Annotated in this window: 30 protein-coding genes and 1 pseudogene; 25 read left to right on the plus strand and 6 right to left on the minus strand. The window is 61.3% G+C overall.

What is annotated here, in order from left to right:
- Positions 1–389: 389 nt before the first annotated feature.
- From AC1D0I_RS18615 to AC1D0I_RS18635, 5 genes are all read left to right on the plus strand, one after another.
- The gene (locus tag AC1D0I_RS18615) at positions 390–704 is read left to right on the plus strand and encodes a co-chaperone GroES (RefSeq protein WP_379020208.1); all 315 of its coding nucleotides are present in this window, start codon (positions 390–392) and stop codon (positions 702–704) included.
- A 70-nt stretch (positions 705–774) separates the two neighbouring features.
- Positions 775–2403 (plus strand): chaperonin GroEL, encoded by a 1629-nt coding sequence (gene groL, locus AC1D0I_RS18620; RefSeq protein WP_477226664.1) that lies wholly within the window; start codon positions 775–777, stop codon positions 2401–2403.
- Between the two features lie 142 nt (positions 2404–2545).
- Complete coding sequence (locus AC1D0I_RS18625) at positions 2546–2704, plus strand: hypothetical protein (RefSeq protein WP_167458376.1); 159 nt, start codon at positions 2546–2548, stop codon at positions 2702–2704.
- 281 nt (positions 2705–2985) lie between these two features.
- Positions 2986–3300 carry a GYD domain-containing protein gene (locus AC1D0I_RS18630; RefSeq protein WP_095091143.1) on the plus strand — a complete coding sequence of 105 codons (315 nt, stop codon included), beginning with the start codon at positions 2986–2988 and terminating at the stop codon, positions 3298–3300.
- Between the two features lie 266 nt (positions 3301–3566).
- On the plus strand, positions 3567–4064 hold the full coding sequence (locus AC1D0I_RS18635; RefSeq protein ID WP_477396893.1) for a GAF domain-containing protein: 498 nt from the start codon (positions 3567–3569) through the stop codon (positions 4062–4064).
- A gap of 23 nt (positions 4065–4087) precedes the next feature.
- Here AC1D0I_RS18635 and AC1D0I_RS18640 read toward each other — a convergent pair whose 3' ends face one another.
- The 4 genes from AC1D0I_RS18640 to AC1D0I_RS18655 all read right to left on the minus strand — a co-directional run bounded on the left by AC1D0I_RS18640 (position 4088) and on the right by AC1D0I_RS18655 (position 6479).
- Positions 4088–5149: a YeiH family protein gene (locus tag AC1D0I_RS18640; RefSeq protein ID WP_477396894.1), complete on the minus strand. Its 1062-nt coding sequence runs from the start codon at positions 5147–5149 to the stop codon at positions 4088–4090.
- Between the two features lie 136 nt (positions 5150–5285).
- Positions 5286–5672 carry an ester cyclase gene (locus AC1D0I_RS18645; RefSeq protein WP_477396896.1) on the minus strand — a complete coding sequence of 129 codons (387 nt, stop codon included), beginning with the start codon at positions 5670–5672 and terminating at the stop codon, positions 5286–5288.
- Between the two features lie 157 nt (positions 5673–5829).
- A complete protein-coding gene (locus AC1D0I_RS18650) occupies positions 5830–6060 on the minus strand; it encodes a hypothetical protein (RefSeq protein WP_477396898.1) in 231 nt (76 codons plus the stop codon).
- Between the two features lie 116 nt (positions 6061–6176).
- Positions 6177–6479 (minus strand): hypothetical protein, encoded by a 303-nt coding sequence (locus AC1D0I_RS18655; RefSeq protein WP_457155460.1) that lies wholly within the window; start codon positions 6477–6479, stop codon positions 6177–6179.
- Positions 6480–6711: 232 nt separating this feature from the next.
- Between AC1D0I_RS18655 and AC1D0I_RS18660 the strand changes: the two genes are divergently transcribed.
- From AC1D0I_RS18660 to AC1D0I_RS18695, 8 genes are all read left to right on the plus strand, one after another.
- On the plus strand, positions 6712–7851 hold the full coding sequence (locus tag AC1D0I_RS18660) for a helix-turn-helix domain-containing protein (protein WP_477396900.1): 1140 nt from the start codon (positions 6712–6714) through the stop codon (positions 7849–7851).
- Between the two features lie 440 nt (positions 7852–8291).
- On the plus strand, positions 8292–9941 hold the full coding sequence (locus AC1D0I_RS18665; protein WP_477396998.1) for a putative bifunctional diguanylate cyclase/phosphodiesterase: 1650 nt from the start codon (positions 8292–8294) through the stop codon (positions 9939–9941).
- A 214-nt stretch (positions 9942–10155) separates the two neighbouring features.
- Positions 10156–10629: a ubiquinone biosynthesis methyltransferase UbiE gene (locus AC1D0I_RS18670; protein WP_457155392.1), complete on the plus strand. Its 474-nt coding sequence runs from the start codon at positions 10156–10158 to the stop codon at positions 10627–10629.
- Positions 10626–11804: a methyltransferase domain-containing protein gene (locus AC1D0I_RS18675; RefSeq protein WP_477396902.1), complete on the plus strand. Its 1179-nt coding sequence runs from the start codon at positions 10626–10628 to the stop codon at positions 11802–11804. Before AC1D0I_RS18670 ends, AC1D0I_RS18675 begins: the two co-directional genes overlap by 4 nt.
- Complete coding sequence (locus tag AC1D0I_RS18680) at positions 11801–14167, plus strand: SpoIIE family protein phosphatase (RefSeq protein ID WP_477226673.1); 2367 nt, start codon at positions 11801–11803, stop codon at positions 14165–14167. Before AC1D0I_RS18675 ends, AC1D0I_RS18680 begins: the two co-directional genes overlap by 4 nt.
- 1 nt (position 14168) lies before the next feature.
- Positions 14169–14729 carry a slr1658 superfamily regulator gene (locus tag AC1D0I_RS18685; protein WP_206073834.1) on the plus strand — a complete coding sequence of 187 codons (561 nt, stop codon included), beginning with the start codon at positions 14169–14171 and terminating at the stop codon, positions 14727–14729.
- 16 nt (positions 14730–14745) lie between these two features.
- Positions 14746–15084: a slr1659 superfamily regulator gene (locus tag AC1D0I_RS18690; protein ID WP_184875499.1), complete on the plus strand. Its 339-nt coding sequence runs from the start codon at positions 14746–14748 to the stop codon at positions 15082–15084.
- Positions 15085–15207: 123 nt separating this feature from the next.
- Positions 15208–15969, plus strand: coding sequence for an ATP-dependent DNA ligase (locus tag AC1D0I_RS18695; protein WP_477396904.1), 762 nt, complete (start codon positions 15208–15210; stop codon positions 15967–15969).
- Positions 15970–16080: 111 nt separating this feature from the next.
- Here AC1D0I_RS18695 and AC1D0I_RS18700 read toward each other — a convergent pair whose 3' ends face one another.
- Positions 16081–16974 carry a LysR family transcriptional regulator gene (locus AC1D0I_RS18700; RefSeq protein ID WP_477396906.1) on the minus strand — a complete coding sequence of 298 codons (894 nt, stop codon included), beginning with the start codon at positions 16972–16974 and terminating at the stop codon, positions 16081–16083.
- A 152-nt stretch (positions 16975–17126) separates the two neighbouring features.
- On the opposite strand from AC1D0I_RS18700, the pseudogene AC1D0I_RS18705 reads away from it, so the two are divergent.
- The 4 genes and pseudogenes from AC1D0I_RS18705 (at position 17127) to AC1D0I_RS18720 (ending at position 19658) form a co-directional block, all read left to right on the plus strand.
- Positions 17127–17523, plus strand: a pseudogene (locus AC1D0I_RS18705) ((R)-mandelonitrile lyase).
- Positions 17524–17526: 3 nt separating this feature from the next.
- The gene (locus AC1D0I_RS18710; RefSeq protein WP_477301381.1) at positions 17527–17898 is read left to right on the plus strand and encodes a DUF2255 family protein; all 372 of its coding nucleotides are present in this window, start codon (positions 17527–17529) and stop codon (positions 17896–17898) included.
- Positions 17899–17910: 12 nt separating this feature from the next.
- A complete protein-coding gene (locus tag AC1D0I_RS18715) occupies positions 17911–18900 on the plus strand; it encodes an aldo/keto reductase (RefSeq protein ID WP_095091155.1) in 990 nt (329 codons plus the stop codon).
- A gap of 17 nt (positions 18901–18917) precedes the next feature.
- Positions 18918–19658 (plus strand): SDR family oxidoreductase, encoded by a 741-nt coding sequence (locus tag AC1D0I_RS18720; protein WP_477301383.1) that lies wholly within the window; start codon positions 18918–18920, stop codon positions 19656–19658.
- Positions 19659–19670: 12 nt separating this feature from the next.
- Here the strand turns inward: AC1D0I_RS18720 and AC1D0I_RS18725 are convergent, their stop codons facing one another.
- On the minus strand, positions 19671–20261 hold the full coding sequence (locus AC1D0I_RS18725; protein ID WP_457153586.1) for a cation efflux transmembrane domain-containing protein: 591 nt from the start codon (positions 20259–20261) through the stop codon (positions 19671–19673).
- A gap of 287 nt (positions 20262–20548) precedes the next feature.
- On the opposite strand from AC1D0I_RS18725, the gene AC1D0I_RS18730 reads away from it, so the two are divergent.
- The 8 genes from AC1D0I_RS18730 to arsC all read left to right on the plus strand — a co-directional run bounded on the left by AC1D0I_RS18730 (position 20549) and on the right by arsC (position 26275).
- Positions 20549–21016, plus strand: a complete 468-nt coding sequence (locus AC1D0I_RS18730; RefSeq protein WP_477301386.1) for a GNAT family N-acetyltransferase — start codon at positions 20549–20551, stop codon at positions 21014–21016.
- Between the two features lie 375 nt (positions 21017–21391).
- Positions 21392–22825, plus strand: a complete 1434-nt coding sequence (locus AC1D0I_RS18735) for an aldehyde dehydrogenase family protein (protein ID WP_477301388.1) — start codon at positions 21392–21394, stop codon at positions 22823–22825.
- A 209-nt stretch (positions 22826–23034) separates the two neighbouring features.
- Complete coding sequence (locus tag AC1D0I_RS18740) at positions 23035–23397, plus strand: hypothetical protein (protein WP_477396908.1); 363 nt, start codon at positions 23035–23037, stop codon at positions 23395–23397.
- Between the two features lie 131 nt (positions 23398–23528).
- Entirely contained in the window at positions 23529–23957 is a 429-nt protein-coding gene (locus tag AC1D0I_RS18745) for an antitoxin Xre/MbcA/ParS toxin-binding domain-containing protein (RefSeq protein ID WP_477226684.1), read from the plus strand.
- Positions 23951–24649: an RES family NAD+ phosphorylase gene (locus AC1D0I_RS18750; RefSeq protein WP_477301392.1), complete on the plus strand. Its 699-nt coding sequence runs from the start codon at positions 23951–23953 to the stop codon at positions 24647–24649. Before AC1D0I_RS18745 ends, AC1D0I_RS18750 begins: the two co-directional genes overlap by 7 nt.
- Positions 24650–24766: 117 nt before the next feature.
- Positions 24767–25099 carry an ArsR/SmtB family transcription factor gene (locus tag AC1D0I_RS18755; protein ID WP_477396910.1) on the plus strand — a complete coding sequence of 111 codons (333 nt, stop codon included), beginning with the start codon at positions 24767–24769 and terminating at the stop codon, positions 25097–25099.
- Between the two features lie 67 nt (positions 25100–25166).
- Positions 25167–25856 (plus strand): MIP/aquaporin family protein, encoded by a 690-nt coding sequence (locus AC1D0I_RS18760; protein ID WP_477397000.1) that lies wholly within the window; start codon positions 25167–25169, stop codon positions 25854–25856.
- Positions 25853–26275, plus strand: a complete 423-nt coding sequence (arsC, locus tag AC1D0I_RS18765) for an arsenate reductase (glutaredoxin) (RefSeq protein WP_477301396.1) — start codon at positions 25853–25855, stop codon at positions 26273–26275. Before AC1D0I_RS18760 ends, arsC begins: the two co-directional genes overlap by 4 nt.
- The last annotated feature ends 52 nt before the right edge of the window (positions 26276–26327 follow it).

Raw genomic sequence — 26327 nt, forward strand, 5'->3', positions numbered from 1 at the left:
GCGGTCGCGGTCTTGATCTCCCTGGCCCGTGCCTCGGACATGTATTCAGCGGTTGCCTTGTTGCGCTCCGCCGTTTTCTTCTGCTTGTCGACAAAGCGGGCTTCAGCTTTTTCCATGATCGTCTGATTGCCTTCGGCCATCGAAGAAATCTCCCTTGTGCCTGAAATCGTGAAAACGAACTTGTCCGATAAATAGGCACTCAATCGGCAAAATTCAATTTTTTGAATTATTTGACCAATCGGCGATATCACGAAACGGCTAACCAAAATAATACTTTTGAATATTTAATTCCGGCGGCGAATAATTTTTGGCACTCCTATCTATCGAGTGCCAACGCGTCTATATAGGACGGGCGTGGCCGCCTGTGCCGGCCCCAGAAAGAAGTTCCCATGAAATTTCGGCCACTCCACGACCGCGTCGTCATTCGTCGCGCTGAAGGCGATACCAAATCCAAGGGCGGCATCATCATCCCCGACAATGCCAAGGAAAAGCCACAAGAAGGCGAAGTCATCGCCGTCGGCCCGGGTGCACGCGACGAAAGCGGCGCGCTGATCGCACTCGACGTCAAGGCCGGGGACTTCATCCTGTTCGGCAAATGGTCGGGCACCGAGGTCAAGATCGACGGCGAGGACCTGCTGATCATGAAGGAAGCCGACATCATGGGCGTCATCGAGAAGGCCGTCGAGGCCAAGAAGGCCGCCTGACCAATGAGGAGCCGGCTTTTGCCAGGCTCCGGCGAGCGGTTCACTCCACCACACGAACGGGATTAAAAAAATGTCTGCCAAGGAAATCAAATTCTCCACCGATGCACGCGACCGCATGCTGCGCGGCGTCGAGATCCTCACCAATGCGGTGAAGGTCACGCTCGGCCCCAAGGGCCGCAACGTCATCATCGACAAGGCCTATGGCGCGCCGCGCATCACCAAGGACGGCGTCACCGTCGCCAAGGAAATCGAGCTTGCCGACAAGTTCGAGAACATGGGCGCGCAGATGGTGCGCGAAGTGGCTTCGAAGACCAACGACCTCGCCGGTGACGGCACCACCACCGCCACGGTGCTGGCCGCCTCGATCCTGCGCGAAGGCGCCAAGCTGGTTGCTGCCGGCATGAACCCGATGGACCTCAAGCGCGGCATCGACCAGGCGGTCACCGCCGTGGTTGGGGAAATCAAGGCGCGGGCCAAGAAGGTCAAGTCGTCGGCCGAGATCGCGCAGGTCGGCACCATCGCCGCCAATGGCGATGCCAGCGTCGGCGAGATGATCGCCAAGGCGATGGACAAGGTCGGCAATGACGGCGTCATCACCGTCGAGGAAGCCAAGACCGCCGACACCGAACTCGACGTCGTCGAGGGCATGCAGTTCGATCGCGGCTATCTCTCGCCCTATTTCGTCACCAATGCCGACAAGATGCGCGTCGAGCTGGAAGAGCCCTATGTCCTCATCCACGAAAAGAAGCTCGGCAATCTGCAGGCGATGCTGCCGATCCTCGAAGCCGTGGTGCAAAGCGGCAGGCCGCTGCTGATCATCTCCGAGGACGTCGAAGGCGAGGCGCTCGCCACTCTGGTCGTCAACAAGCTGCGCGGGGGCCTCAAGGTCGCGGCCGTCAAGGCGCCGGGCTTCGGTGACCGCCGCAAGGCGATGCTGGAAGACATCGCCGTGCTCACATCGGGCCAGATGATTTCCGAGGATCTCGGCATCAAGCTCGAAAACGTCACCATCGAGATGCTCGGCCGCGCCAAGCGCGTGCTGATCGACAAAGACACCACCACGATCATCGACGGCGCCGGCACCAAGGCGACCATCCAGGCGCGCGTCGCCCAGATCAAGGGCCAGATCGAGGAGACGACGTCCGACTACGACAAGGAAAAGCTGCAGGAGCGGCTGGCCAAGCTCTCCGGCGGCGTTGCCGTCATCCGCGTCGGTGGCGTCACCGAGTCGGAAGTCAAGGAAAAGAAGGACCGCATCGACGACGCGCTGAATGCGACGCGCGCGGCGGTTGAAGAAGGCATCGTGCCCGGCGGCGGCGTGGCTCTGCTGCGCGCAAGGTCGGCGCTTGCGGGTCTCGCTGGCGCCAATGACGACGTCACGGCGGGCATCTCGATCGTGCTGCGGGCTCTTGAAGCGCCAATCCGGCAGATCGCCGAGAATTCCGGCGTCGAAGGCTCGATCGTGGTCGGCAAACTCACGGACAGCAAGGACCACAATCAGGGCTTCGACGCCCAGAACGAGGTCTATGTCGACATGATCAAGGCAGGTATCGTCGATCCGGCGAAAGTGGTGCGCACCGCACTGCAGGATGCCGGCTCGATCGCGGCACTGCTGATCACCGCTGAAGCCATGATCACCGACATCCCGGCCAAGGATGCCGCACCTGCAGGCAATGGCGGCGGCATGGGCGGCTACTAAAGTTTCAGGTGATGCCGGCCTGCTCGGAAACCGCCGTTTTCGACCCGGCCTGACATGAATCTACGCCGGTTCTAGGAGCCGGATATTACCGCCGGGGGCATTCTCCCCCGGCGCGCAGGCCTCTAGCCCAGGAGACGGATCCATGATCACGTTCGTGCAGAAGCCAGAGACGGTCGTTACGACCGAAATCACCGAGGAAAGCCGCTTCGACCGCATCCGCAGGATTGCCGCCGACAAGCACAAGAAATCCGATTCCGACACGGCAGCGCCTTCAAAGAGCGAGCCCAAACGCCCGATGTGAGCACTGCGGCGCCGTCGCTGCTTGCGCGCAACGCCAGTATCACATAGCGCGTCAGCGGCGCGGGCCCATCGCGCCGGCCGAACACGTCCAGCAAGTTCCTGTAGGCGGTGTCGGGATGTCCGGTATTGTCATTATATTAGCTTCAGCGCATATTTGACGGGCAGTGGGCCCTTGGCCGTCAAGGCGTCCAAGGGCGCCTGCAGTTGCTACCGAAAAAATCACTCCGTGCCGGCTCGAATTCGTCGAGCAGCCACGAGACAATGACATTGGGAGGAATAGTCATGAAAGTGACCATATTGGCAAGCTATGCGCCTCACGCCGCCAAAGGATTGATGCAGGGGTCAGACAGGCAAGCTGCGGTCAAGGCGCTTTTTGAAAGCGTTGGCGGCAAGATGACCAGCGTGATGTTCACGCGCGGCATTTATGACGTCGTCGTCAATGGCGAGGTGCCGGACCAGGTCGCAGGGATGGGCATATCCCTTGCGGTGCGAGCGAGCGGCTCGCTGACAGATATGGTTGTACTGGAAGAACTCGATATGAAGGCAGTGCTCGCGGCTGCCAACAAGGCTGCTGGCGCGTACAAGCCCGCCGGCTGATGGACTTGCCTTCTTGATCAAGGCAGCACGGTTCGATGGACGTGCCGTGCTGCCGAGTATCGGACCGGGCATCCTTCTCGCGACTTTCGCAGCGACTGGAATTCTAACTCTTTGTTTTGATGCAATTCCCTAAGGGAAAGCGCACGCGCTTTTCCCCGGGAAAACCGTTTCACACTTTTCCTGGAATTCCTCTAGTATCGCCCAGTGGTCGTTTGGTGCAGAGAGCTTGCCGAAACGAACCGCGATCCTCGATACGGAGACAAGCGATGTTTGCGGCCAAGGCCATCGACACCTCGGACAAGGCTGCGTTCTACCGCGACCTCGCCGCGCAACTGAAGGCGCTGCTCGAGGGCGAACGCGATTCGATCGCCAACGCCGCCAACACCGCGGCGCTGATTTTCCAGATGGTGCCCGACCTCAACTGGGCCGGCTTCTATTTCCTGCAATCCGACGAGGAGATGGTGCTTGGGCCGTTCCAGGGCAAGCCGGCCTGCGTGCGCATCGCGGTCGGCAAGGGTGTCTGCGGAACAGCGGTGGAACTGAGCACCTCGATGCTGATCGAGGACGTGCATGATTTTCCCGGCCATATCGCCTGCGATGCCGCCTCGCGTTCGGAGCTGGTCGTGCTGCTCGAGGACGATGACGGCGTCTTCGGCGTGCTCGATCTCGACAGCCCGTTGCCCGGCCGCTTCGACAAGGCCGACCAGGCCGGCATCGAGACGCTGGCGGCGATTTATGCCGCCGCGAGCTCGTTCGAGGACTGAAGGTTCGAACGCCCTAGAGCGCCTCAGACGAGCTTCACCAGCATCAGGCTGAAGCAGCCGATGAACAGGAAGGCCGAGAAGGCCAGCGCCAGCGGGCGCAGGCCGCGCGAGCGCAGCTGCGAAATGTCGGCCTGCAGGCCCATGGCGGCCAGCCCCATGGTCAGCATGATGGTGGTGGCGAGCGCCATCGCCGACTTCACGTCGGTCGGCACGCTGACGAGGCTGTTCAACGCCACGACGGCGACGAAGGCGGCGACAAACCAGGGCATCGGCGGTCGTGCCGCCGACTGATTGCTGCTCTTGCGGCGCGCCATCAGGCCGAGCGCGATGACCATCGGCGCCAGCATGGCGACGCGGGTCAGCTTGGCGACGGTGGCGATCTCGCCGGACTGGGTGCCGTTCTGGAAGCCGGCGCCGATGACTTGCGCCACCTCATGGATCGAGGCGCCGGCCCACAGGCCGAAAGCGTGCTGGTCGAGGCCGAGTACGGGCGCCAGCAGCGGGAAGCCGAGCATGGCGACGGTACCGAACAGCGTGATCGAGGCGACGGCGTAGGTGACGTCCTCATCGCGCGCATCGGTGACGATGTTGGTGGCGACGATGGCCGAGGCGCCGCAGATCGAGGTGCCGGCGGCGATCAGCTGCGCCAGCTTGGCGTCGACGCCGATCAGCCGGCCAACCGTGATGGTGAAGAGGAAGGTGGAGCCAAGCGTCAGCGCCACGATGCCGACGCCGCCGGCGCCGATCGACACCACCTGGCCAAGCGTCAGCTGGAAGCCGAGCAGCACGATGGCGAAGCGCAGCAGCCGGCGCTGCGAAAACGCGATGCCGGCCTTGGCGTGGGCGGGGGTGCCGAGYACGTTGGAATAGATCATGCCGGCGACGACAGCGAGGATCATCGGGCTGAACAGAGCGAAGCCGGACACATTGCGGGCCGAGAAGGCGACGCCTGTGATCATCGCGATCAGCACGATGCCGGGCACAACGCCGTTCCACACCGAATTGAGGGACTTTCGTCCTTGGGCGAATTCGGCGGAAATCAGGCCATTCGGAATATCGTTCGCGATGTGGGTAAGGGAAGACAATGCAATGCTCCAGGCGTGAATGCCGGAGGAATGCCATTCCTGAACCGATCCTTCCAACGAATTATTTTCGTTAGAACGATCGATTTTAGCGAACGATTGCTGGTCTCATCGCGCAAGCCGCTGCCGTCCTCTTCCGCTAGAGCTGCGCTTCGATGGCCGCCTTGTCTATGACCGACCAGACGTGCCTGATCCTGCCGTCGAGAAATTCATAGAAGACGTTCTCGCTGAAGGAGACCTTCCTGCCGTTGACGGGCAGGCCAAGGAAATTTCCCTTGGGCGTGCAGTTGAATTGAAGCCGGCTGGCTATGAAAGGCGTATCGGAGATCAGCAGTTGGATATCGAAATAGAGGTCAGGGATCTCGGAAAAATCCCGCTCCAGCATCTTGCGATAGCCGGACAGCCCGACCCGGTCGCCATTGTAGTGCACCTCGTCATGGACGAACCGGTGCAACGTGCTCCAGTCCTGATTGTTGAGGCAAGCGATATAGCCGCGATAGGTGTCGGCAAGCTTGGTGTCGGTCACGGCGATTGCTCCGATGGTTTATGCCATGCCAACTTCTATCAACTCCGGTGCCTTGGCTAAAGCGCGTCGCGACTGAACGGAATCATGCGACGCACCCTGGGTTGTTGCCCTATCCATGTCGACGCACCAACACCGCTGCGCACTTGGACGGTATGCACTAGTGCCCTTTTCGCGCTGCCTTTTGGCGACGAGACCTGACCGCCTCCAGCAGTTCGCGCTCGCTGATGTGAGCCTTTCGAAAAAGGGCGACAACCATCATCGCCAAGATTTCCGCTTTCGGATCCAGAGGATCGAGATCCTCATCCGCGCATACCTGGTTGAACACACGTTCGCAAATCGCCAGTTCGTGATGGCTCAGGCAGGTGCGATTGGAGCGCCGGCGCAGCATCTGCGCGAACCTTTCAGAGCCCGCCGCCCGTGCTTGCGGAGGGTCTTTTGCTGATGAACCGCCGAGGCGATGGACTGTTCGAGTGGCACTATCGTCGATAGTGTATTGGAAACAGTTTACTCGCCGCTGGATGTTTGCTGCGTTAAGAGTCCCAAAATCAGCGCACACTCGCGGGCTTTATACTGTCCAACAGTCATGAGTTGATGGTAGTCCCGCCGTTTGTCCTCCGGGATATGAAACCCACGTCGAAAGTCAGCCGCCTCTTTCGGAGTTCGAGTGCAACCGATCTTGCTGGCGGTGACTTTCAAGCTGGCCAGTGAACACCCTATTTTTGCCGCAATATCCTTCAACGGTTCGTTGTTACCGTATCCATCAAGAATGATCTTGCGACGAGCTTCGCTGTCGAGCTTTGTGTTCATTTTGACGGCCTCCTCAACTACGATTTCATGATGCCCGATTCTATAAGCACCAGGTTGAAGAGTGTCGTTAGCTTCGCATCCAGAAACTTATCTCGGCATTTATTTCTTACTGTAATCCAGCGTGATCACCGTTTCAGTGGACTAGAGTTCCGCCAGTCTTGCTAGAAGCCTGAGATACACCACATGATTGGSAGGGGCATGGGCATACCGGAATCGGATATGGCACCATACGATGGACACTAAGAGGCMAGACGAGCCCCCCGGGCAGMCGCCGGAGCGTGATCGACGTCGTTGGCCGCGCGAGGCTCAACCCCACAATGAGGCTGCCCCGTCACTCGCGCCGGTGCTCGAACCGCTGTTCTTTTCAACGCTCGAACTGGCGCCGCAGGATCAATTCGCCGCTTGGCAAACGCACATGGCACCGCTTGTCGAGGTCAGGTTGCCGGATGACAAATCGCTGGACGATGGCTTTCCCGCCAACCACACGGCTTGGAATCTCGGTGGCATGCTGATCGTTCAACAGCACGCGACGGCGCATAGTTACATGCGTTCTGCCGCGAAGCTTCGGTCCAGCGCGATCGATCACTGGTATATCGCCTTGCCACGTACCGGCCGGTCGTGGACGGAGGTCGATCGCCGCATTGCAGAAGGCCAGCCGGGCAAATTGGAGATCAGATCACTTGGCTACCCGTTTCGCGGGAGGACAACAGACTCCGAAAGTCTCCTTCTGTATCTTCCGCGTGATTTGTTCTCTGACGCCGCGGCAAACCTCGACGCAAGGAACAATTCAATTCTGTCAGGCAACTTTGCCAACCTTCTGGTCGACTACGTCAACAGCATCGAAGCAAGCCTGCGCAGTCTCACGGTTGATGACCTGCCCCGCATCGTACACGCAACACGCAGCATGATCATTGCCTGCCTCGCGCCTCCGGCGGAACATGCCGCGGCCGCCGAACAATTGGCGAGTGTCGCGCTGATGGAGCGAGCCCGCCGATACGTCCAGAACAATCTGGATGCGGCTCATCTGACACCGGATTCAATGTGCCGGGCGCTCGGCGTCTCGCGCTCGCGCCTCTATCAGTTGTTCGAACCGAGCGGTGGGGTTCTCCATTACATACAAAGCCGCCGCCTTCTGGCGGCCCATGTTGCGCTTAGCGATGCGACGGACAGGCGGCGCATTGTCGAAATTGCCGAAGCCTTCGGGTTTAGTTCAGCGGCTAATTTCAGCCGGGCATTCAGCAAGGAATTCGGCTACAGCCCCCGCGAAGGCCGCGGCACCGTGGTGTTGCCGCGTTCCGCCCACTCTGTTTCGCTTGCTGGACACGAGAAGGCCTCTTCCTTTGAAGGTTGGCTCAAGGCGCTCGGAAACTGAATAAGGTGATCGGCGTTGCTGACGGGGCGGGCTCAAAAGAGCCTTGGCCGGGGGCTGGGAAGGCTACGCGGCCTCATGGACCACGATATCGTCGACCACAATATCTTCTTGCGGCGCCCCTCGCGCTATCAAATCGCATAGCTGATTCCCGTCAATTCACGATCTGTTAACGAACTGTGACTGTTGATCGTTATCGACAATTTACCGCCAATCACAGCGGAGCATTTATGGCAACTATGCTGCTTGCGGCGCTTGTTAAGACCGAGAGTTGAAAGTTTGCCAAGCTTGACGTTTATGCTATTTTTAGACTGGGCGGCGCGAATCTGCATCGCTTATGGAGGTGGCTCTTGCGCCCAGAGGCATCAGGCGTCGGCACGGAGAGCGAGGGGCCTTCCTCGGTCGATGCTCCACGTGCCGGCGAAGGGGTTCTCTTTGACCTTTTGGCGAACACGACCGAACTTTTGTCGTTCTATGACCGCGACTTCCGGCTGACGCACTACGCAACAAGGCTCAAAGGCGTGTACGGAGCCGCGGTGGCGCTGGGCGCCGCCGTCTGGGAGATCTACCCGAGCTTTCTCGATGCGAAGTATCGCGACGAATTTCTTCGTGTGTTCCAGGGTGGCCCTCCGGCAAGCCTCGACCTGCCGCGATCATCGGGCGGAGCGCCCCGGTCGGTCTTTGTCTTCAGCACTGCAAATGGTGCCGGAATCATCGAATCAAGGGACCATGGCGGGCGGAGCGTTGCGGAGGAGCAAGAGCATGTAATTCTGCTCCATCAGGCAACGCACGACGCGCTGACCGGACTGCAGAATCGGCGGCGATTCGGCGAGCGGCTGCAGCAAGCAATGGTGGCCCTCGGCGGACCAAAGCCGAAAGCTGCCCTGCTGCAAATCGACCTGGACGATTTCAAAGCGGTCAACGACACGCTCGGCCATGGGGCAGGCGATACGCTTCTTCAGCTCGCGGCGGGTCGTATCCGCGACGCGCTGCAGGATGGTGAGTCCGCGTACCGGTATGCCGGCGACGAGTTCGCTGTCATCCAATTGGGAAAAGAGCAGCCAGCCGAGGCTGAGCGCCTCGCCGGGTCGCTGGTCGACGCATTCAAGCAACCGTTCGTCATCAACGGCATTCCCGTCTTCGTCGGCTCGAGTATCGGAATTGCTTTCGGGCCCGAGCACGGGACCGATGGCGAGCAGCTGATGAAAGCCGCTGACATTGCTCTTTACGCTGCCAAGACAGATGGACGCGGCTGCGCTCGAACATTCAACCGTTCGATGCTGCTCTTGCTGGAGCAACGCGAGAACCTGAGGCRCAGCCTTCGAACCGCGCTGGAGCGAGGCGAGCTTTATCTGGAGTATCAGCCGCTCATTCGGCCTCCCTCGTCGACGATCGGTTTCGAAGCGCTGCTGCGGTGGCGGCATCCCGACGTCGGAACCATTCCACCCAGCGTGTTCATACCGATCGCCGAAGCCGACGGTCTGATGGATGAGATTGGACGATGGGTGCTCGAGCAAGCCTGTCGGCAGGCCTTGAAGTGGCCTTCTTCGCTGACAGTCGCAGTGAACCTGTCGCCAGCTCAGTTCCTTAGCGGTACGCTGACGGACACGGTCGCCCAGATCATCGACGCAGTTGGAATCCGGGCCGACCGACTTGAACTTGAGATAACCGAGACCGTTCTTCTTGAGAAGACGATCGACAATATCGACACGTTGAATACCCTGAACGTCTTGGGGATACGAATTTCGCTCGACGATTTCGGCACATACTATTCGTCGTTGAGCTACCTCAAGAACTTTCCCTTCGACACCTTGAAGATAGATCAGTACTTCATTGCGGACCTGGAGACCGATCTCAAAAGCCAAACGATCGTGCGATCGATCATCAACCTGGCGCACGGCCTGGGAATAAGTGTCACTGCCGAGGGGGTCGAGACGTCGGCGCAGGCACGTTGGCTGATCAAGGAAAATTGCGATTGCCTGCAAGGTAATCTCCTGGGGCGGCCGCTCGGAGCCGAGGCAACCAGCGATTTCATCAGGCGGTCCCCGCCGAAGGTGGTACGGGAGATGGAGAATTCAAATCGGGCGCTCTAGCGCCTTGCACCCTTTGTAAGTGGACAGTTGTGGAAACGATCGACGCAGACGCCACGCAATTCTTCGAGGCAGTGCGGGACTGACTGATTATGAGGCGTTCAAATTTCCGCCTCGGAGGCCATAGCCCACCAGGGCTCAAATACTGATGGAATAAGTGAGGATGCCGATGGGATCTGTTCAACATGACCTGGCTGGCGAGCCGACTTTTGAGCCCATGATCCAGATCGACATGGAAATCAAAGCCTTTGTCTCCGCTTGGAGACACTGCGATTATGTCTCGACATACATGGCCCGGATGATCAGTCAAAATAGATCAGACTCGGTCCGGCATTCAAATCTCTTTTCCTCGGCCTTCAACGAGCTGCTGGAAATTGCCTTTCGCACGCGCCATACCGACGGCGAGTTGGCATGCAGGGTGTCTCGCCATGGCGCCACGGACAGGATCGAGCTGACATTCCCATGCGTGCCAGGGGAGCGCCAATTCTACGAAGAAGCCATGTCGCAAGTCGCGGGATTCGAGGCGAGGGAGCGATACCTCAACTCGGTGTCTGGCGATATCGCGCCAAGCCGGGAGGTCGTACTTCTGGAACTGGCTGTCGACTACAACGCCACACTCAGGGTCGAGGAAGCCGATGGTGATGCAATCAGGCTTGTCGTGGATCTTCCGCTCGAAGGCCTGCACAATTGAGCCCTTACGACCTTCCCCCACGCTTCAGGGCGCAATACGACGCGAACAATCAGGAGTTCTCCATATCGGGCGTGGTCCGGCCTCAGGCGGTCGATGAGCTTGGGCCCAGCATCGCGTTGCTTCGCGATGCGATCAGTCGTGTCCGCGGCGTTCTCTACGTCAATGTCAGACGCCTGACGCAGATGAACAACGCTGCGTTTCACGCCTTTTCGCAGATCCTCCTTGACGCCTGTCGGGCTCGACCCGATCTCAAATTCGTCGTCATCACGTCAAGCGTGGTCGGATGGACCTCGCGAAAATTCGGTCGCTTGAGCGGGATCGAACCGAACATCACGGTCGAGGAGTATGACAGTAAATTCTATCCGGGGCAGGGCTTCCTCGAGGAAGGCGGGTTCGTTCCGATCCTGCGCACACAGACAAAGATGACCTGGCGCCACGAGCGCGCAATCTTGCCGCGACACGGCATGAGGCCCGGCATCGTCATGGCCGACATCTGTTGCGGGATCGGTGATTTCGCCTTGCTGGTGCAGAAGGAGTTCCAGCCATCGCGGATCGTCGCCCTCGACCACTCCATGTCAAGCCTCAGCTATGCTCGACGCGTGATGCGGGAGTTCGATATCCGGGGCGTGGAATATACCTATGGCGATGCGTCGGAGATGCTGCTTGACGAAGCGCAGTTTGACTTGGTCACCTGCCGGCATTCCCTTCAAATCTTCAATCGACCTGAACTCATCCTCAAGGAGCTCTACCGCATATGCAAGCCGGGCGGGCGGGTCTATATCACCAACGAGAAGAACTCGCATTGCCTCGGCGAGCCGCGCGCCGAGAGCATTCGTTGGACCTACAACGAGGTGGCGAAGCTGTTCGGGCATTTCGAGATGGACGTCGAGCTTGGGCCCAAGAGCCGGCGATACCTGATCGAAGCCGGATTCGAAGACATTCGTGTCGAGACCTTCATGGTCACTAACCTGGATGGTGATCCGCAGGACTTCGCCGATGTCATTGTAGCCTGGGCGGATGTCTATGCGGGCGAGATGGCGACCAGACGCGGCGACGGACCGGAGTTCGTTGCACGGTTCCGACAGGGCTTCCAGGACCACATTTTCGCTGCGCTCCACCCCAAGGGTTACGCGGGTTGGCCGATTTGGGTCGCATCGGGGCGACGGCCGCAATGAACGCCCACGATGAGCCCACACCGCGCTTCGGCCTGCGCTCCTTTCGAGCGAAATTCGTATTGGTCGTTGGCGGCGCCGTCTTGTTCGACCTCCTGCTGAGCGGTGGTCTGGCACTTTGGAACGTCCAAAAGCTGTCGCGCGATGCCACGTCGGAAGTCGGTGAGGGCCTGACGACCGCAAACCAGGAATACATTCGTTCGTACGCCCAATCGACGGCGTTGAGCGTCGACCTGCTGCTCGACCGCGTTCATGGCGACGTCAAGGCGTTGGCCGGCGTGCTGCAGGCCCAGATCGACGATCCGAGCAGGCAGCAACAGGTCGGAGCGACGCTTTCGCATGAGGCGCCCGGCTCCGTGAAGGTCGTCTACGACGCGCGGGGCGATTGGTCGCAGAATCTGCCGGGCGCGCCTTCGGTGGTAAGCGTCTGGGGCTACCTACTGGGTGCCGACCACACCCCGCTGCCGAGCGTTCAGAAGGAAATAGAAGACAGTACCGTGATCGATCTCGTCGCGCCGACTCTCATGGCCAGCGGGTCGTCCAAATTGCAGATGTACTATATTGGCCCAAAGGAAAGGCCGATCTTCAGGACGGTTCCGTATACGGACCAGGCACAGACCTTCGACAAGCTTTATCCGGGCCACAACAAGGCGGAGTTCTGGGAGTTCTTCTTTCCGGGTATCTATGGTTCATGGCAGCAATGGGCCGGGAATCCGGCCTCTCGTCCCGTCCCTGACGACATTACCCAGACAGCGCCTTACACCGATGCAATCACGGGAAAGCTGATCGTCAGCTTTTTCCACCCGCTGTGGACGCGCGATCGCACCGGTATCGCCGGTACGGCGGGGGCAGACATCACTCTCGACCAGCTCGCGCAAGTCGTCGAACGTGTGAAGATCGCTGAAACCGGGTTCGGCTTCCTCACGATGTCGACCGGCAACGTGGTGGCGATCAATCCGTCGGGCCAGGCTATCATCGGCCTGACTTCATCGAGCGATGCGGGCACGCAAGGCGTCACTGGCCTGGAGAGGTCCTTGCGGGGAAGTGTGCAGCCGGCAATCGCGTCGCTGCCTCTCGACCAGAACAATGACGGCGTCATTCAACATATCATGCTCGACAATAAAGGCGAGCGCGTACCCTACATCGTTGTCCTCAAGAGATTGAAGCCAACCAATCTGTGGAGTTCGGGACCGATCAAGTCCGAAACGATGTCGGTCGGGATCGTCGTTCCTGAACGGGAGATCTATGCGTCCCTGTTCGCCGCGCAACAGAGTATTTCGCGGGCAACCAATCGTATCCTGCTCTTTCAGATCGGCGCGATCATCGTTTCGCTTCTGATTGTTTTCGCGGCCGTGCTCGGAATTTCGAAGCGCATCACCGCAGGCCTCAGAGCGCTTGCCAGCGCGGCCCAGCGGCTCCAATCCAAAGACTATTCAGTCCGCGTGAGCATTCCGACGCGCGACGAGGTCGGAGCGGCAGGGATCGCTTTCAACCGGATGGCCGAGCAGATCAGCTTTCACACGGAAAACCTCGAGCAGCTCGTCGACGACCGAACCAGGGAGCTCGGGGACGCAAATCAGGAAATATCCGCACTCAACGAAAAGTTGCGGGACGAGAACGTCCGCCTCGGTGCCGAGCTCGCAGTCGCCAGGCATATCCAGATGATGGTGCTGCCGAAACCATTCGAACTCCGAGCGATTCCAGGGCTGGAGATCGCGGCCTACATGCGACCGGCCGACGAGGTCGGGGGTGACTATTACGACGTCCTGCAAAATGGATCACGGGTCAAGATCGGCATCGGCGACGTGACCGGTCATGGTCTCGAGAGCGGCGTGCTGATGCTGATGGTCCAATCCGTTGCACGCGCGCTGCAGGAGACCAACGAAGCGGATCCACACCAGTTTCTGGATCGGCTGAACAGAGCGATCTATAAGAATATCGAGCGGACGAACACCGACAAGCATCTCTCGCTGGCCTTTCTTGATTTCGAGGATGAGCGGGTAACGCTATCGGGCCAGCATGAGGATGTTCTCGTTGTCCGTGCGGGTGGCGAAGTCGAACGCATCGATACGATAGATCTGGGTCTGCCAGTTGGTCTGGAGAAAGACATCTCGAAGTTCATTGCCACGCGGAACATCCTGTTTGGGATTGGCGATGTGATCGTGCTGCACACCGACGGTGTGACCGAGGCGGAAGACCATGACCGAAAACTGTTCGGGTTCGAGCGCCTCTGCCAGAGCGCCCGAAAACGTCATGGCAGCAGCGCCGAGGAAATCAAAACCGGGATCATCGAGGATCTGATGGCCCATATCGGAATCCAGAAGATCCACGACGACATCACCCTCGTGATCATAAGGCACACATAGGATGACCACGCTGTTCGGTACCCCTGACCTTGCAATCGGAATGATGGAAAGCGTCAGCCGGGTGCGGCTGTTCGACGGACCTCTCGACTTGAGTTGGCGTCATTGCGCTACGACTTCGGACTTCATCGCCGATCTTTTCGCATTGCGCTTTCAGTCGTCCCGCAATGACTACAGGGAAGTGCGGCACAGCATCGGATACCTGGCCAACGAGCTCATCGAAAATGCTGTCAAGTTTCGCGCACCGGGTGAAATCGTGATCGAGGCGTCGATGGATTCGGAGTGCTTCAAGCTCAAGGTGTCGAATGACCTCGATGGTGAAGACGCGTCCGAGTTCCAAAGCCTCCTGGCGGACATCACGGTTGGGGACCCCAGAGACCTGCTGATACAGCGAATTGAAGCGAATGCTGCCAACCCCGACGTGACAGGCTCCGGACTCGGATTGCTGACGTTGATGAGCGACTATGGCGCACGCCTGGCCTGGATATTCAGCTCCGTCGACGAAACCGATCGGATTTGCCTGGAAACATATGCCTCCATTCCGATCTCGCAAACTCACAACTAGGTCACGAAGCAAGGCCATGGAAATCAAGACAGACGACTACCGCGTGTGGATCGAAGGAAGCGAAATTTTCTTCGACGGCGCCATGCGGCTTGCAAGTTCCGAAGCCGGTGCGCCTGTCACGGCTTTGGCGACCAGTGTTCTTGCCGCAAATCCCCCTTCCATTACGCTCAACTTGAAGGACCTTCACTTTCTCAACTCTTCCGGCATCAACCTGCTGGCGAAATTTACTATCGAGGTGCGCAAGCATCCCGATGTTCGGCTCGTCGTGCGTGGAACGCCCGACATACCCTGGCAATCGAAATCATTGCCGAATCTGAAGAAGCTGCATCCCGCCCTGGTGCTTCTGATGGACTAACCAGGGTCACCCTAAATTTGCCAGAGGACTGCGTGGGCCGGCGGCAATCCTGGATAGGACAGGCCGGTCGGTGATGATGCAAGAGCGCCGCACCGAGTGCGATATGTACGCCAGGATAAATTTTTGGATGCGAAGCTAACGACAATCCGGCCCCGTGCGCAGATGCTGGCAATGCTCGGCGGGGGCTCGGCACAGGCGGCAGGCGTCCAGGTTGGGAGGATGTCGGGCTGCCTGTGCCGATCAGCCGCCGCTGCTCGGTCAAAGGTGGCGTCATTGAGTAAGCGTGCCAAGGTCATCGGCGGCCGGCTGGAATTTATTCCGCCGCAGATCCCGACTCTGGTCGAGCGGCCGCCCGAAGGTGAGGGATGGGTTCACGAGGTCAAGCTTGACGGGTACCGAACGCAGATCATCATCGATAAAGGCGGCGTGCGTCTCTACAGTAAGAACGGCCGAGACTGGACCACGAAATACTGGCCCATCGCGCTGGCCGCCGAGCTGCCATGCCGGTCTGCCATTATCGACGGCGAGGTCATTGTGCCGGGCGAGCAGGGGGCTCCCGATTGCCCTGCGCTGGAAGCGGCTATCTGGAACGAACCGAGCCGGCTGGTGTTCGTCGCGTTCGACATCCTCCATCTCAACGGTCGCAATCTAACGTCCTTGCCCCTGCTGCAGCGCAAGCAGGCGCTGTGGCAACTGGTCGAGCACGGCCTCGGCAAGATCCAGTACAGCGAGCATTTCGAGGGCAATGCGCTCGCGATCTTCCGCGCCATCGACAAGATCGACAAGCTTGAGATCATCATCTCGAAGCGCACCGACAGCCGCTACAGGAGCGGACCGTCGAACACATGGCTGAAGGCCAAATATTTCGAGGAGGCCGGTTCCTGAATTGGGCGCTTCACCCAAAACCACTGCGCACCTTTGGGTGACATAAGTTAGAACATGCCGAGGTCGTTGCTCGGCCGCTCGTCTTCCACCAGATACTTTCGTCAACTCCATCTAGCCGCGGTAGCGCAAGGCATCGACCAGCAGCGAGAAAGCCGGCGTCGCTTGTCGCCGGCTGGGGTAATAGAGGTGGTAGCCGGGGAAGGGCGGGCACCAGTCGGCCAGCACCCGCACGAGCCGGCCGTCGGCCAGATAGGTCGTCACCTGGTCCTCGGGCAAATAGGCAAGACCCAAGCCGGCAAGCACGGCATTCAACCGCAGCGCGGCAGTGTTGAACACCAGCTGGCCCTCGACCCGCACCTTCAGTTCGCGATCCGCCTTCTCGAATTCCCAGGCATAGAGCCCGCCATAGGTCGGTAGCCGCAGATTGATGCAATTGTGCGTGGTCAGGTCCTGCGGCGCGCGCGGCTTTGGCCGGGCGGCGAAGTAGGCCGGCGCGCCGACCACCGCCATGCGCATGTCGGGGCCGATGCGCACCGCGATCATGTCGCGCGCCACCTGTTCGCCCAGCCGCACGCCGGCGTCGTAGCGCTCGGCGACGATGTCGGTCAGGCCGTAATCGACGATGATCTCGATCCTGATATCGGGATAGTCGGGCAGCAGCCTGGCGATCGCCGGCCACAGGACCGCATCGGCGGCGTGCTCGCCGGCGGTGATGCGGATGGTGCCGGCGGGCTTTTCGCGCAATGCGCTCAAGGCGGCGAGTTCCATCTCGATCTCGTCGAGCCTCGGCCCGATGCTGCGAGCCAGGCGCTCGCCCGCCTCGGTCGGCGATACGCTGCGCGTTGTGCGGGTCAGGAGCCGCACGCCCAGCCGCTCCTCCAGCGCCCGCAATGTGTGGCTGAGCGCCGATTGCGAGACGCCCAGCCTGGCTGCCGCTCGGGTGAAGCTCCGCTCACGCGCGACGGCGAGGAAGGCGGTCAGCTCGTTCAGATTGTCGCGCGGCATTCATGAGCCCTTCTCATAAGTACATGCCGGATATAGCAGCTAATCGTGATCAATCGCAGGCCTTAAATAGGCATCATCGCAATCGGGCGGCCCAAAGGCGGCGGCTCCGAGGCCGGCGGCCGTGCCTGCCCCGCGTCGAGAAGGGATAAACCATGGAAATCAAGCGAAGCGGCTCTCAAGCCTCGGGCAAGGGGCCGGGCGACTGGTTCACCGGCACGGTGCGCATCGATCCGCTGTTTCAAGCCATCGCGCCGGCGCGTGCGGCCGGCAACGCCGTTACCTTCGAGCCCGGCGCGCGCACCGCCTGGCACACCCATCCGCTCGGCCAGACGCTGATCGTCACCGCCGGCTGCGGCCGCGTGCAGTGCGAGAGCGGCCCGGTCGAAGACATCCGGCCGGGCGATGTGGTGCGCTTCGAGCCGGGCGAGAAGCACTGGCATGGGCGCGGCACCGACCACCGCCATGACCCACATCGCCATCCAGGAAGCGCTGGACGGCAAGGCCGTCGACTGGATGGAGCAGGTCAGCGACGCGCAGTATGGTAGGTGACAAATGACGTGGTCGAAGGACGAACTCGGCAGGATCGCCGCGACCGACGATCTGCACATCGCGCCGCTGCGCGATGATCGCGTGACCTTTGGCACGCCGACCTGGATCTGGTCGGTGGTGACCGAAGGCGAAATCTATGTGCGCGGCTACAACGGCCGGAAGTCGCGTTGGTACCAGGCTGCGGTCAAGCAGAAGGCCGGTCGGATCACCGCCGCCGGCATGACCAGGGATGTCGCCTTCGAAGCAGTCGATGGGCCGGTCAACGACCGCATCGACGATGCCTACGGGGCGAAATATGCGGCGAGCCCATACCTTGCCCCGATGATCAGCGCGCGCGCCCGCGCCGCGACCGTCAGAATCCTAGCGAAGACATGAAGGAGAACTGAGATGCAAAAGCGCAAACTGGGCCAGGGTGGCCTCGAAGTCTCGGCCATCGGGCTGGGCTGCATGGGGATGAGCCATTCATACGGGCAACCGATGGACACGCCGGATGCTGTCCGCCTGATCCGCTCCGCGTTCGAGCGCGGCGTCACCTTCTTCGACACCGCGGAGGTCTATGGCCCGTTCAAGAACGAGGAGGTCGTCGGCGAGGCGCTGCAGCCGATCCGCGACCAGGTGGTGATTGCCACCAAGTTCGGCATCGACATTGCCGGTACAGCCGGACACGACGGCATGGACAGCCGGCCGGGGCATATTCGGGAGGTCGTCGAGGCGTCGCTAAAGCGGCTTAGGACCGACCATATCGACCTCCTCTACCAGCACCGCGTCGATCCGGTCGTGCCTATCGAAGAGGTGGCCGGCGCGGTGAAGGACTTGATCAGCCAAGGCAAGGTGAAGCATTTCGGCCTCTCGGAAGCGGGCGTGCGCACCATCCGTCGTGCGCATGCGGTGCAGCCGGTCACGGCATTGCAGAGCGAATACTCGCTGTGGTGGCGTGAACCCGAGGAGGCGATCCTGCCGGTCCTGGAAGAACTGGGGATCGGCTTCGTGCCCTTCAGCCCACTGGGCAAGGGCTTCCTCACCGGCGCCATCGACGCCAGCACGACGTTCGACAGCAGCGACTTCCGAAACACGGTTCCGCGTTTTGCAGAGGAGGCCCGCAAGGCGAACCAGGCGCTGGTCGATGCGATCGTCAAGATCGCAGCCGGGAAGAAGGTGACCCCCGCACAGGTCGCGCTCGCCTGGTTGCTGGCTCGCAAGCCATGGATCGTCCCGATCCCCGGCACCACGAAGCTCAATCGCCTCGAGGAGAACATCGGATCGGCCGCCGTTGTGCTGAGCGTGGACGATCTTCGCGACATCGAGAACGCGGTCTCGGCGATTGCCGTGCAGGGAGAGCGCTATTCGCCACAACAAGCGGCGAGGATCGATCGCTGAAGCGGAAGGAAAATCCCATGACAGAGAACATCAAGGGCAAGGTCGTCGTCATCACCGGCGCCAGCAGCGGGCTGGGCGAAGCCGCCGCGCGGCTTCTGGCCAAAGAGGGCGCGAAACTGGTGCTGGGCGCGCGCCGTCTCGACCGGCTCGAGGCGCTGGCGGCAGGGCTGTCGCTGGGCAAGGACGCCATCCTGGCGACCGACGTGACCGATGTCGTACAGGTCCGGCGTCTGGTCGACCATGCGGTCAAGGTCCATGGCCGCGTCGACGTCATCATCAACAATGCCGGCCTGATGCCGCACTCGCCGCTGGAACGCGGCAAGGTCGAGGACTGGGACCGGATGATCGACGTCAACATCAAGGGCGTGCTCTACGGCATAGCCGCGGCGCTCTCCCACATGAAGACGCAGAAGAGCGGCCATATCATCAACGTCTCGTCGGTCGCCGGCCACAAGGTGGGGCCGGGCGGCGCCGTCTATGCCGCGACCAAGCACGCGGTGCGCGTCATCTCGGAGGGCCTGCGCCAGGAGGTAAAGCCCTACAACATCCGCACCACCATCATCTCGCCGGGCGCCGTGGCGACGGAATTGCCGGACAGCGTCACCGAGCCCGATGTCGCCGAAGGCGTGCGCGCGCTCTACGACCGGGTGGCCATCCCCGCCGATTCCTTCGCCAGGACAGTGGTGTTCGCCATGAGCCAGCCGGACGAGGTCGACATCAACGAGATCCTGTTTCGACCGACGGCGCAGGAGTATTGAAGGCGCAGTGCGTCAGCTTGAAATATGGCTTTGCGCGAACTCGCGTCTTGCAGCCGTGAAGACCTCGCGGGCGGCATCCGCATTCATGACGGCGATTGCAAGGCCAACGATGATATCTGGCCAGGCTGAGTTCCACACGAAGGCCGTGACCAGGCCGGCGGCAATGATCGAGACATTCGCCAGGACATCGTTGCGGGCCGACAGGAATGCCGCATGGGTAAGACTGCCGCTGTGATGGCGATAGCGAGCGAGCAAGAGCGCGCATGTCAGGTTGACGAGGATCGCGCCGGCCGCGGTAAGCGTCAGCGGAACGGGCGCTGGCGGGATTGGAACGTTGAATTTCTCCCAAGCGGTCCAAAGGGTCGCCAAAGCCGGGATCAGAAGTACGCCCGCCAGCGCCATCCCGAGCCGCGCTCGATTGCGGATGGTCCAACCCAGCGCGACCATGATCAGCAGGTTGACGGATGCGTCCTCCAGAAAATCGATGCTGTCCGCGAACAGCGATACCGATCTGATCCAAACGGCCACGGCAAACTCGATGCCGAAATAACCGAGGTTCAGGATGGCGACCATCCGCACCGCTTTGCTCAGCGTCCCGGTCATATCTTGTCCATCGGCCAAATTGTTGTTGCCGCAAGGCATACAGGGATTCCATGACGTGAGACATTGCCGATTGAGCGTCCGTCTTGACAGCGGCGCGCTTCCTGCTCCAGCTTGACCCCCATGTTCGTCTTTGCGCCCGCCAACAGCAAGCGACGCCGCCCCTGCAGAGTGCGGAGCGGCAAGCTGATTGCGCGACGACAAAGACCGGCACGATAGATCCGGTTCGTTCGTTTCCAACCCCGCCCGCGGCATCCGCCGGCGGGGTTTTTCATGCCTGGAGCATTTTCATGACCATCACTTCTTCCATCCGGCTTCGGCCGGCCGAGCCGGCGGACGCCACCGCGATCAGGGATATCGTGCGCGCCGCCTATGCCAAATGGGTGCCGGTGATCGGCCGCGAGCCGCTGCCGATGCGCGCCGATTACGACAAGGCCGTCGCCGAGCATCCGTTCGATCTTGCCGTCGAGGAGGACGGCATTGTCGGGATGATCGAAACGATCCTGGCCGACGACCATCTCTGGATCGAGAATGTCTGCGTCGCACCGCGGGCGCAGGGCAGGGGCATCGGCCGACTTTTGCTGGAGCAGACCGAGCGGAGGGCGACCGAAGCCGGCCGCCCCGCGCTGCGCCTGCTGACCAACGGCGCCTTCGAGGCCAATGTGTCGCTCTACAAAAAGTATGGCTACACAATCGACCGGGAGGAGCCGTTCATGAACGGGGTGACGGTCTATATGAGCAAGAAACTGGCAGGCTGATGTGGGTGGCCAGTTCACGGCTCAAAGATAGCGCCCTGTGGCGCCCCCCTCTGTCCTGCCGGACATCTCCCCCTCAAGGGGGGAGATCGGCCGCCACCACACCGCCTTTGCCAATCGCGGATGTCGCAGGAAGAGCGCCGGCGCCCAAGCTGCCAATCTCCCTCCTTGTGGGGGAGATGTCCAGCAGGACAGAGGGGGGCGCGAAGGAACTCGACGGCGGGTTCTTCACCGCTTCCGCTAAAGCGTAACGGGCATATTGCACACGGCTGGCTCAATCACTTGGCTCTTGCGTTTGACAGCAGGGTTTGTGCATCGTTATCTCCAGCCACATATGACGGCCGGCGAAGCCATGCGGCGCACCCCAAGGAGAAAACCATGTCACACAATCTGCAGTTCTATATCGATGGCGCGTGGGTCGATCCTGTTGTGCCCAACACATTCGACGTCATCGATCCGTCGAATGAGGATGCCTTCGCGCAGATCTCGCTCGGCTCCAAGGCCGATGTCGACAAGGCGGTGGCCGCCGCCAAGCGCGCCTTCAACACTTTTGGCTTCACCGAGGTCGGCGAGCGGCTCGAGCTCTTGAACCGCATCATCGAGGTCTACAAGAAGCGCAGCGCCGATCTGGCGCTCGCCGTATCGCGCGAAATGGGTGCGCCGCGGCAGTTCGCGCTCGACAGCCAGGTCGGCGTCGGCCTCGCGCATCTGCAGAAGATGGCCGACGTGCTGAAGTCGTTCGAGTTCCGTCAGGTCAAGGGCAGCTCGCTGGTGGTCAAGGAGCCGATCGGCGTCGTCGGCCTGATCACGCCATGGAACTGGCCGCTCAACCAGATCACCTGCAAGGTCGGCCCCGCCCTTGCCGCCGGCTGCACCATGGTGCTGAAGCCGTCCGAGATCGCGCCGCTCGACGGCATCATCTTCGCCGAAATCCTGGACGAGGCCGGGGTGCCGAAGGGCGTCTTCAACCTCGTCAATGGCGACGGACCGGGCGTTGGCCAGGCGCTGTCCAGCCACCCCGACATCGACATGATGTCGTTCACCGGTTCGACCCGTGCCGGCATCCTGGTGGCCAAGGCCGCCGCCGATACGGTCAAGCGCGTGCATCAAGAACTCGGCGGCAAGTCGGCCAACATCCTGTTCGGCGATGTCGACCTCGCGAAGGCCGTCTCCAAGGGCGTCGCCGGCTGCTTCGGCAACAGCGGCCAGTCCTGCAATGCGCCGACGCGCATGTTCGTGCCGCGCGACCGCCATGACGAGGCTGCCGGCTATGCCAAGGCCGCGGCGGAAAAGTTCACCGTAGGCCCTGCAGACGCGGCCGGCACCAAGCTCGGGCCGGTCGTCAGCCAGGTCCAGTTCGACAAGATCCAGGAACTGATCCAGAGCGGCATCGAAGAAGGTGCCACGCTGGTCGCCGGCGGCCCGGGCCGTCCCGCCGAACTCAACCGTGGCTACTACGTCCGGCCGACGGTGTTCGCCGACGTCACCCACGACATGCGGATCGCGCGCGAGGAGGTCTTCGGACCGGTGCTGGCGATCATGCCCTATGACAGCGTCGAGGAGGTGATCGAAACCGCCAACGATACGGTCTACGGCCTTGCCTCCTACATCCAGGCCAAGGATATGAAGAAAGCGCGCGAAGTGGCGGCGCGCATGCGCACCGGCAATGTCTACATCAACTATCCGACCTGGGACGCCGGCCTGCCGTTCGGCGGCTACAAGCAGTCGGGCAACGGCCGCGAATATGCCGAATACGGTCTTGAGGATTTCCTCGAGATCAAGGGCATCGCCGGCTACGAGGCGGCTGAATAGGCACGACGCAGTTCCGGGCCGGCGGCAATGCCGGCCCGTCCTGCGATTCAGGGGCGGTGCGCACGGTTGGCCGCGCCCTTGCTGTTTTGAGGCCTCAGGCTGCCCGCCTGGATGCCAGGGCAAGCAAGCCGCCGGGGCGACACGGCTTCGTTGCTCGCGGAAAGCGACTGGTGATAGGCTGGATTGCCGGCAGCGGGAGGATTCGAGCCTTGAGTGTGGGGAGCTCCCAGCCGAAGCTGGAAGGACAAGAGCCCGACGAGAGCCACTACCAGGTTTTTGTCGACGATCATTTTCATTATCGCGATGAGAGCCACCGTTACCTCGACGGAAAATTTCCAACCTACGATGGGGCTGTGGAGCGCTGCCGCGCCATAGTCGACAGCGAACTGGAAGATGCTTTCAAACCCGGAGCGACTGCCGAAGAGCTGTTTGAGAAATACAGCTTGTTTGGCTCGGATCCGTTCATAAAGACACCGCCGGGGCTGCGGGTTGATCCGCCTTTCTCCGCTTGGAATTATGCATTGGAGCGGTGCGAAATCCTGGCTCGCGTCTCGACTGTTCCAAAAACCTGATTGCGCGCGGCCCAGAGCTTTTGGCTAAGCGCTCATGGGGATTCACGGAATGCGTCTGATCCGCAGTTGGATCCGTTTCTTGCCAATTGGCAAATTCATGCTATATATCTGCCAATAGCAAGGACGAAAAAATGCAGCTTCAGCCCATAGTCACCACGCCGGCCACGGTTGGAAACGCCATTTCGGATGAAGAGGCGGGCGCGCTGGCGCGCACCACCGTCAACCTGTTCAAGGCCTGGAACCTCACCGACCTGGAAGCCTGCATCCTGCTCGGCGGCATGTCGGCGCGCACATGGGCACGTTGGAAGACTGGGGCACGCTGGAAGGAGGGCGGCATAGGCAGGATCGACCGCGACCTGCGCACCCGCATGGCGCATCTGATGGGCATCCACAAAGGGCTGCGCTATCTCTTTACGGAGCCGGCGCGCGGCTATGCCTGGATCCGCAAGCCCAATGCCGCTTTCGGCGGCCAGTCGGCGCTCGACCTGATGCTGCGCGGCGAAATCTCCGACCTTGCCGCAATGCGCGAATGGCTCGATGCGGAGCGTGGTGCATGGTGAGTGGGCTTGCGGTCCGGCGCCGCGTCCACTGGCAGCAGACCTTCCGCATCATCCGCTCCATCCATCCGCCCATCGACCTCTTCGAGGACATTGCCGACCCGCGTGACTGGGAGGCGCTGGCGGCGGTCGAGGAGAAGACCAACCCGCGCATCAGGCTCGAGATCGGCGACCTTGGCAAGGTGGCGGCCACAAGGCGGGTTTCCGGTCCTGGCGCCAGCTTCGTGATGGCGCCCTTCGTGCATTGCTCGACCCTGCGGCCCGGTCGGTTCTCGGATGGCAGTTACGGGATCTACTATGCCGGCGACAGCGAAGAGGTGGCGCTCGCCGAGACCATTCACCACCATCAGAAATTCATGCGCGCCACCAACGAGGATCCGGGCTGGACGGCGGATTTTCGCGTCCTGATCGGCAGCGTCGACCGCGACCTCGACGACGTGAACGCGGTGCCCGGCGTGCTCGATCCCGACGACTACACCGCCTCGCAAGCGGAGGGGCGGGCGCTGCGGGCGACCGGCAGCGACGGGCTGGTGTGGAACAGCGTGCGCATGCCGGGCGGCGGCTGCATCGGCATCTTCTGGCCGGACGCCATCACCATTCCGGTGCAGGGCCGGCATTACAGCTATCACTGGGACGGCGCCCGCGTGGATTTCGTGCGCGAGCACGATACGGGCAAGGTGCTGGCCGTCACCTGATGGCTGGCGAGGGCGGATTGCATCCGCGGTGAAGACCCGCTTGGTTGCAGCCGTCCGGAATCCCCGCTTTACAGGTCGCGGGAGAGTCGATATCCATAAATCCAAGGATTCGGATATATGGATAAAAAAGACACATTGAACGCGCTGGCGGCCCTTGGCCAGGAGACGCGGCTGGATGTTTTCCGGCTGCTCGTCCGCGCCGGTCCGGAAGGCATTCCGGCGGGCGAGATCGCCACAAAGCTGGATACGGTCCAGAACACCATGTCGGCGCATCTGAAGGTGCTCGCCCATGCCGGGCTGATCCACCCCRAACGCGATGGCCGGATCGTGCGCTACGTCGCCGACATGACCGGGTTTCGGGACCTGCTGGCCTATTTGATGGAAGATTGCTGCAACGGCGCGCCGGAACTCTGCCGTCCCGTCATCAATGCCGTGACCTGTGACTGCTAGGAGCACGCCGATGAGCGAAGTGGCTGTACGAGATCGCCTGCACCCTGCCGATGGCCAGCTGGGCGCCGTGGCGAACGACCTGCCACGCCGCTGCGTTGCCGAAGCGCTGGGAACCGCGCTGCTGGTCGCGACCGTGGTCGGCTCCGGCATCATGGCATCCCGGCTGACGCACGACATTGCCATTTCGCTGCTCGGCAACACGTTGCCGACGGGGGCGATCCTTGTCGTGCTGATCACGATACTCGGGCCGGTTTCAGGCGCGCATTTCAATCCGGCCGTCACGCTGGCGTTCGCGCTCCGCCGCGAAATCGACGCGAGGGCGGCGATCGCCTATGTCGTCGCCCAAATCGTCGGCGGCATCGCCGGGACGTTCCTTGCGCACGCCATGTTCGAACTGCCGWTCCTGCAGGCCTCGGTGACGGTGCGGACCGGAGCCGGGCAATGGCTCGCCGAGGCAGTCGCCGCCTTCGGCCTCGTCTTCACCATCCTGGCAGGCCTGCGCTTCCGTTCCGACGCGATCCCCTGGCTGGTCGGGCTTTACATAACGGCCGCCTACTGGTTCACGGCCTCGACCTCATTCGCCAATCCGGCCGTCGCCATCGCCCGTGCCTTGTCGGACACGTTTTCCGGCATCCGCCCGGTCGATCTGCCGGGTTTCATAGCAGCCGAATTGCTGGGCGCGCTGCTGGCTATGGCCCTGGCGGGCTGGCTGCTTGCCGAACCGAAACCAACCAGACAGATGAAGGCCGCGAAATGACCATCACCATCTATCACAATCCCGATTGCGGCACCTCGCGCAACACGCTGGCCGTCATCCGGCAGTCGGGCGAGGAACCGGAGGTGATCGAGTATTTGAAGACGCCGCCGTCACGGCAAAAGCTGGTCGAGTTGATCGCTGCCATGGGCATGACACCGCGCGACCTGCTGCGCGAGAAGGGCACGCCCTACGCCGAACTCGGCCTCGCCGACCCGAAATGGTCCGACGACGAGATCCTCGGTTTCATGCTGGTGCATCCGATCCTGATCAACCGGCCGATCGTGGTGAGCCCGCTCGGCGTGGTGCTGGCCAGGCCGTCGGAAAAGGTGCTGGACATCCTGCCCAACCCGGACATCGGTGCGTTCACCAAGGAGGATGGCGAGGTGGTCATCGACGCTTCGGGCAAGCGGGTCGGCTGACGGTATTTCCATATTTTTCGAAATTAGGTTGACGACTCGATGGGCGGCGCGT

The sequence above is a fragment of the Mesorhizobium sp. P2_D1 genome (assembly GCF_056404455.1).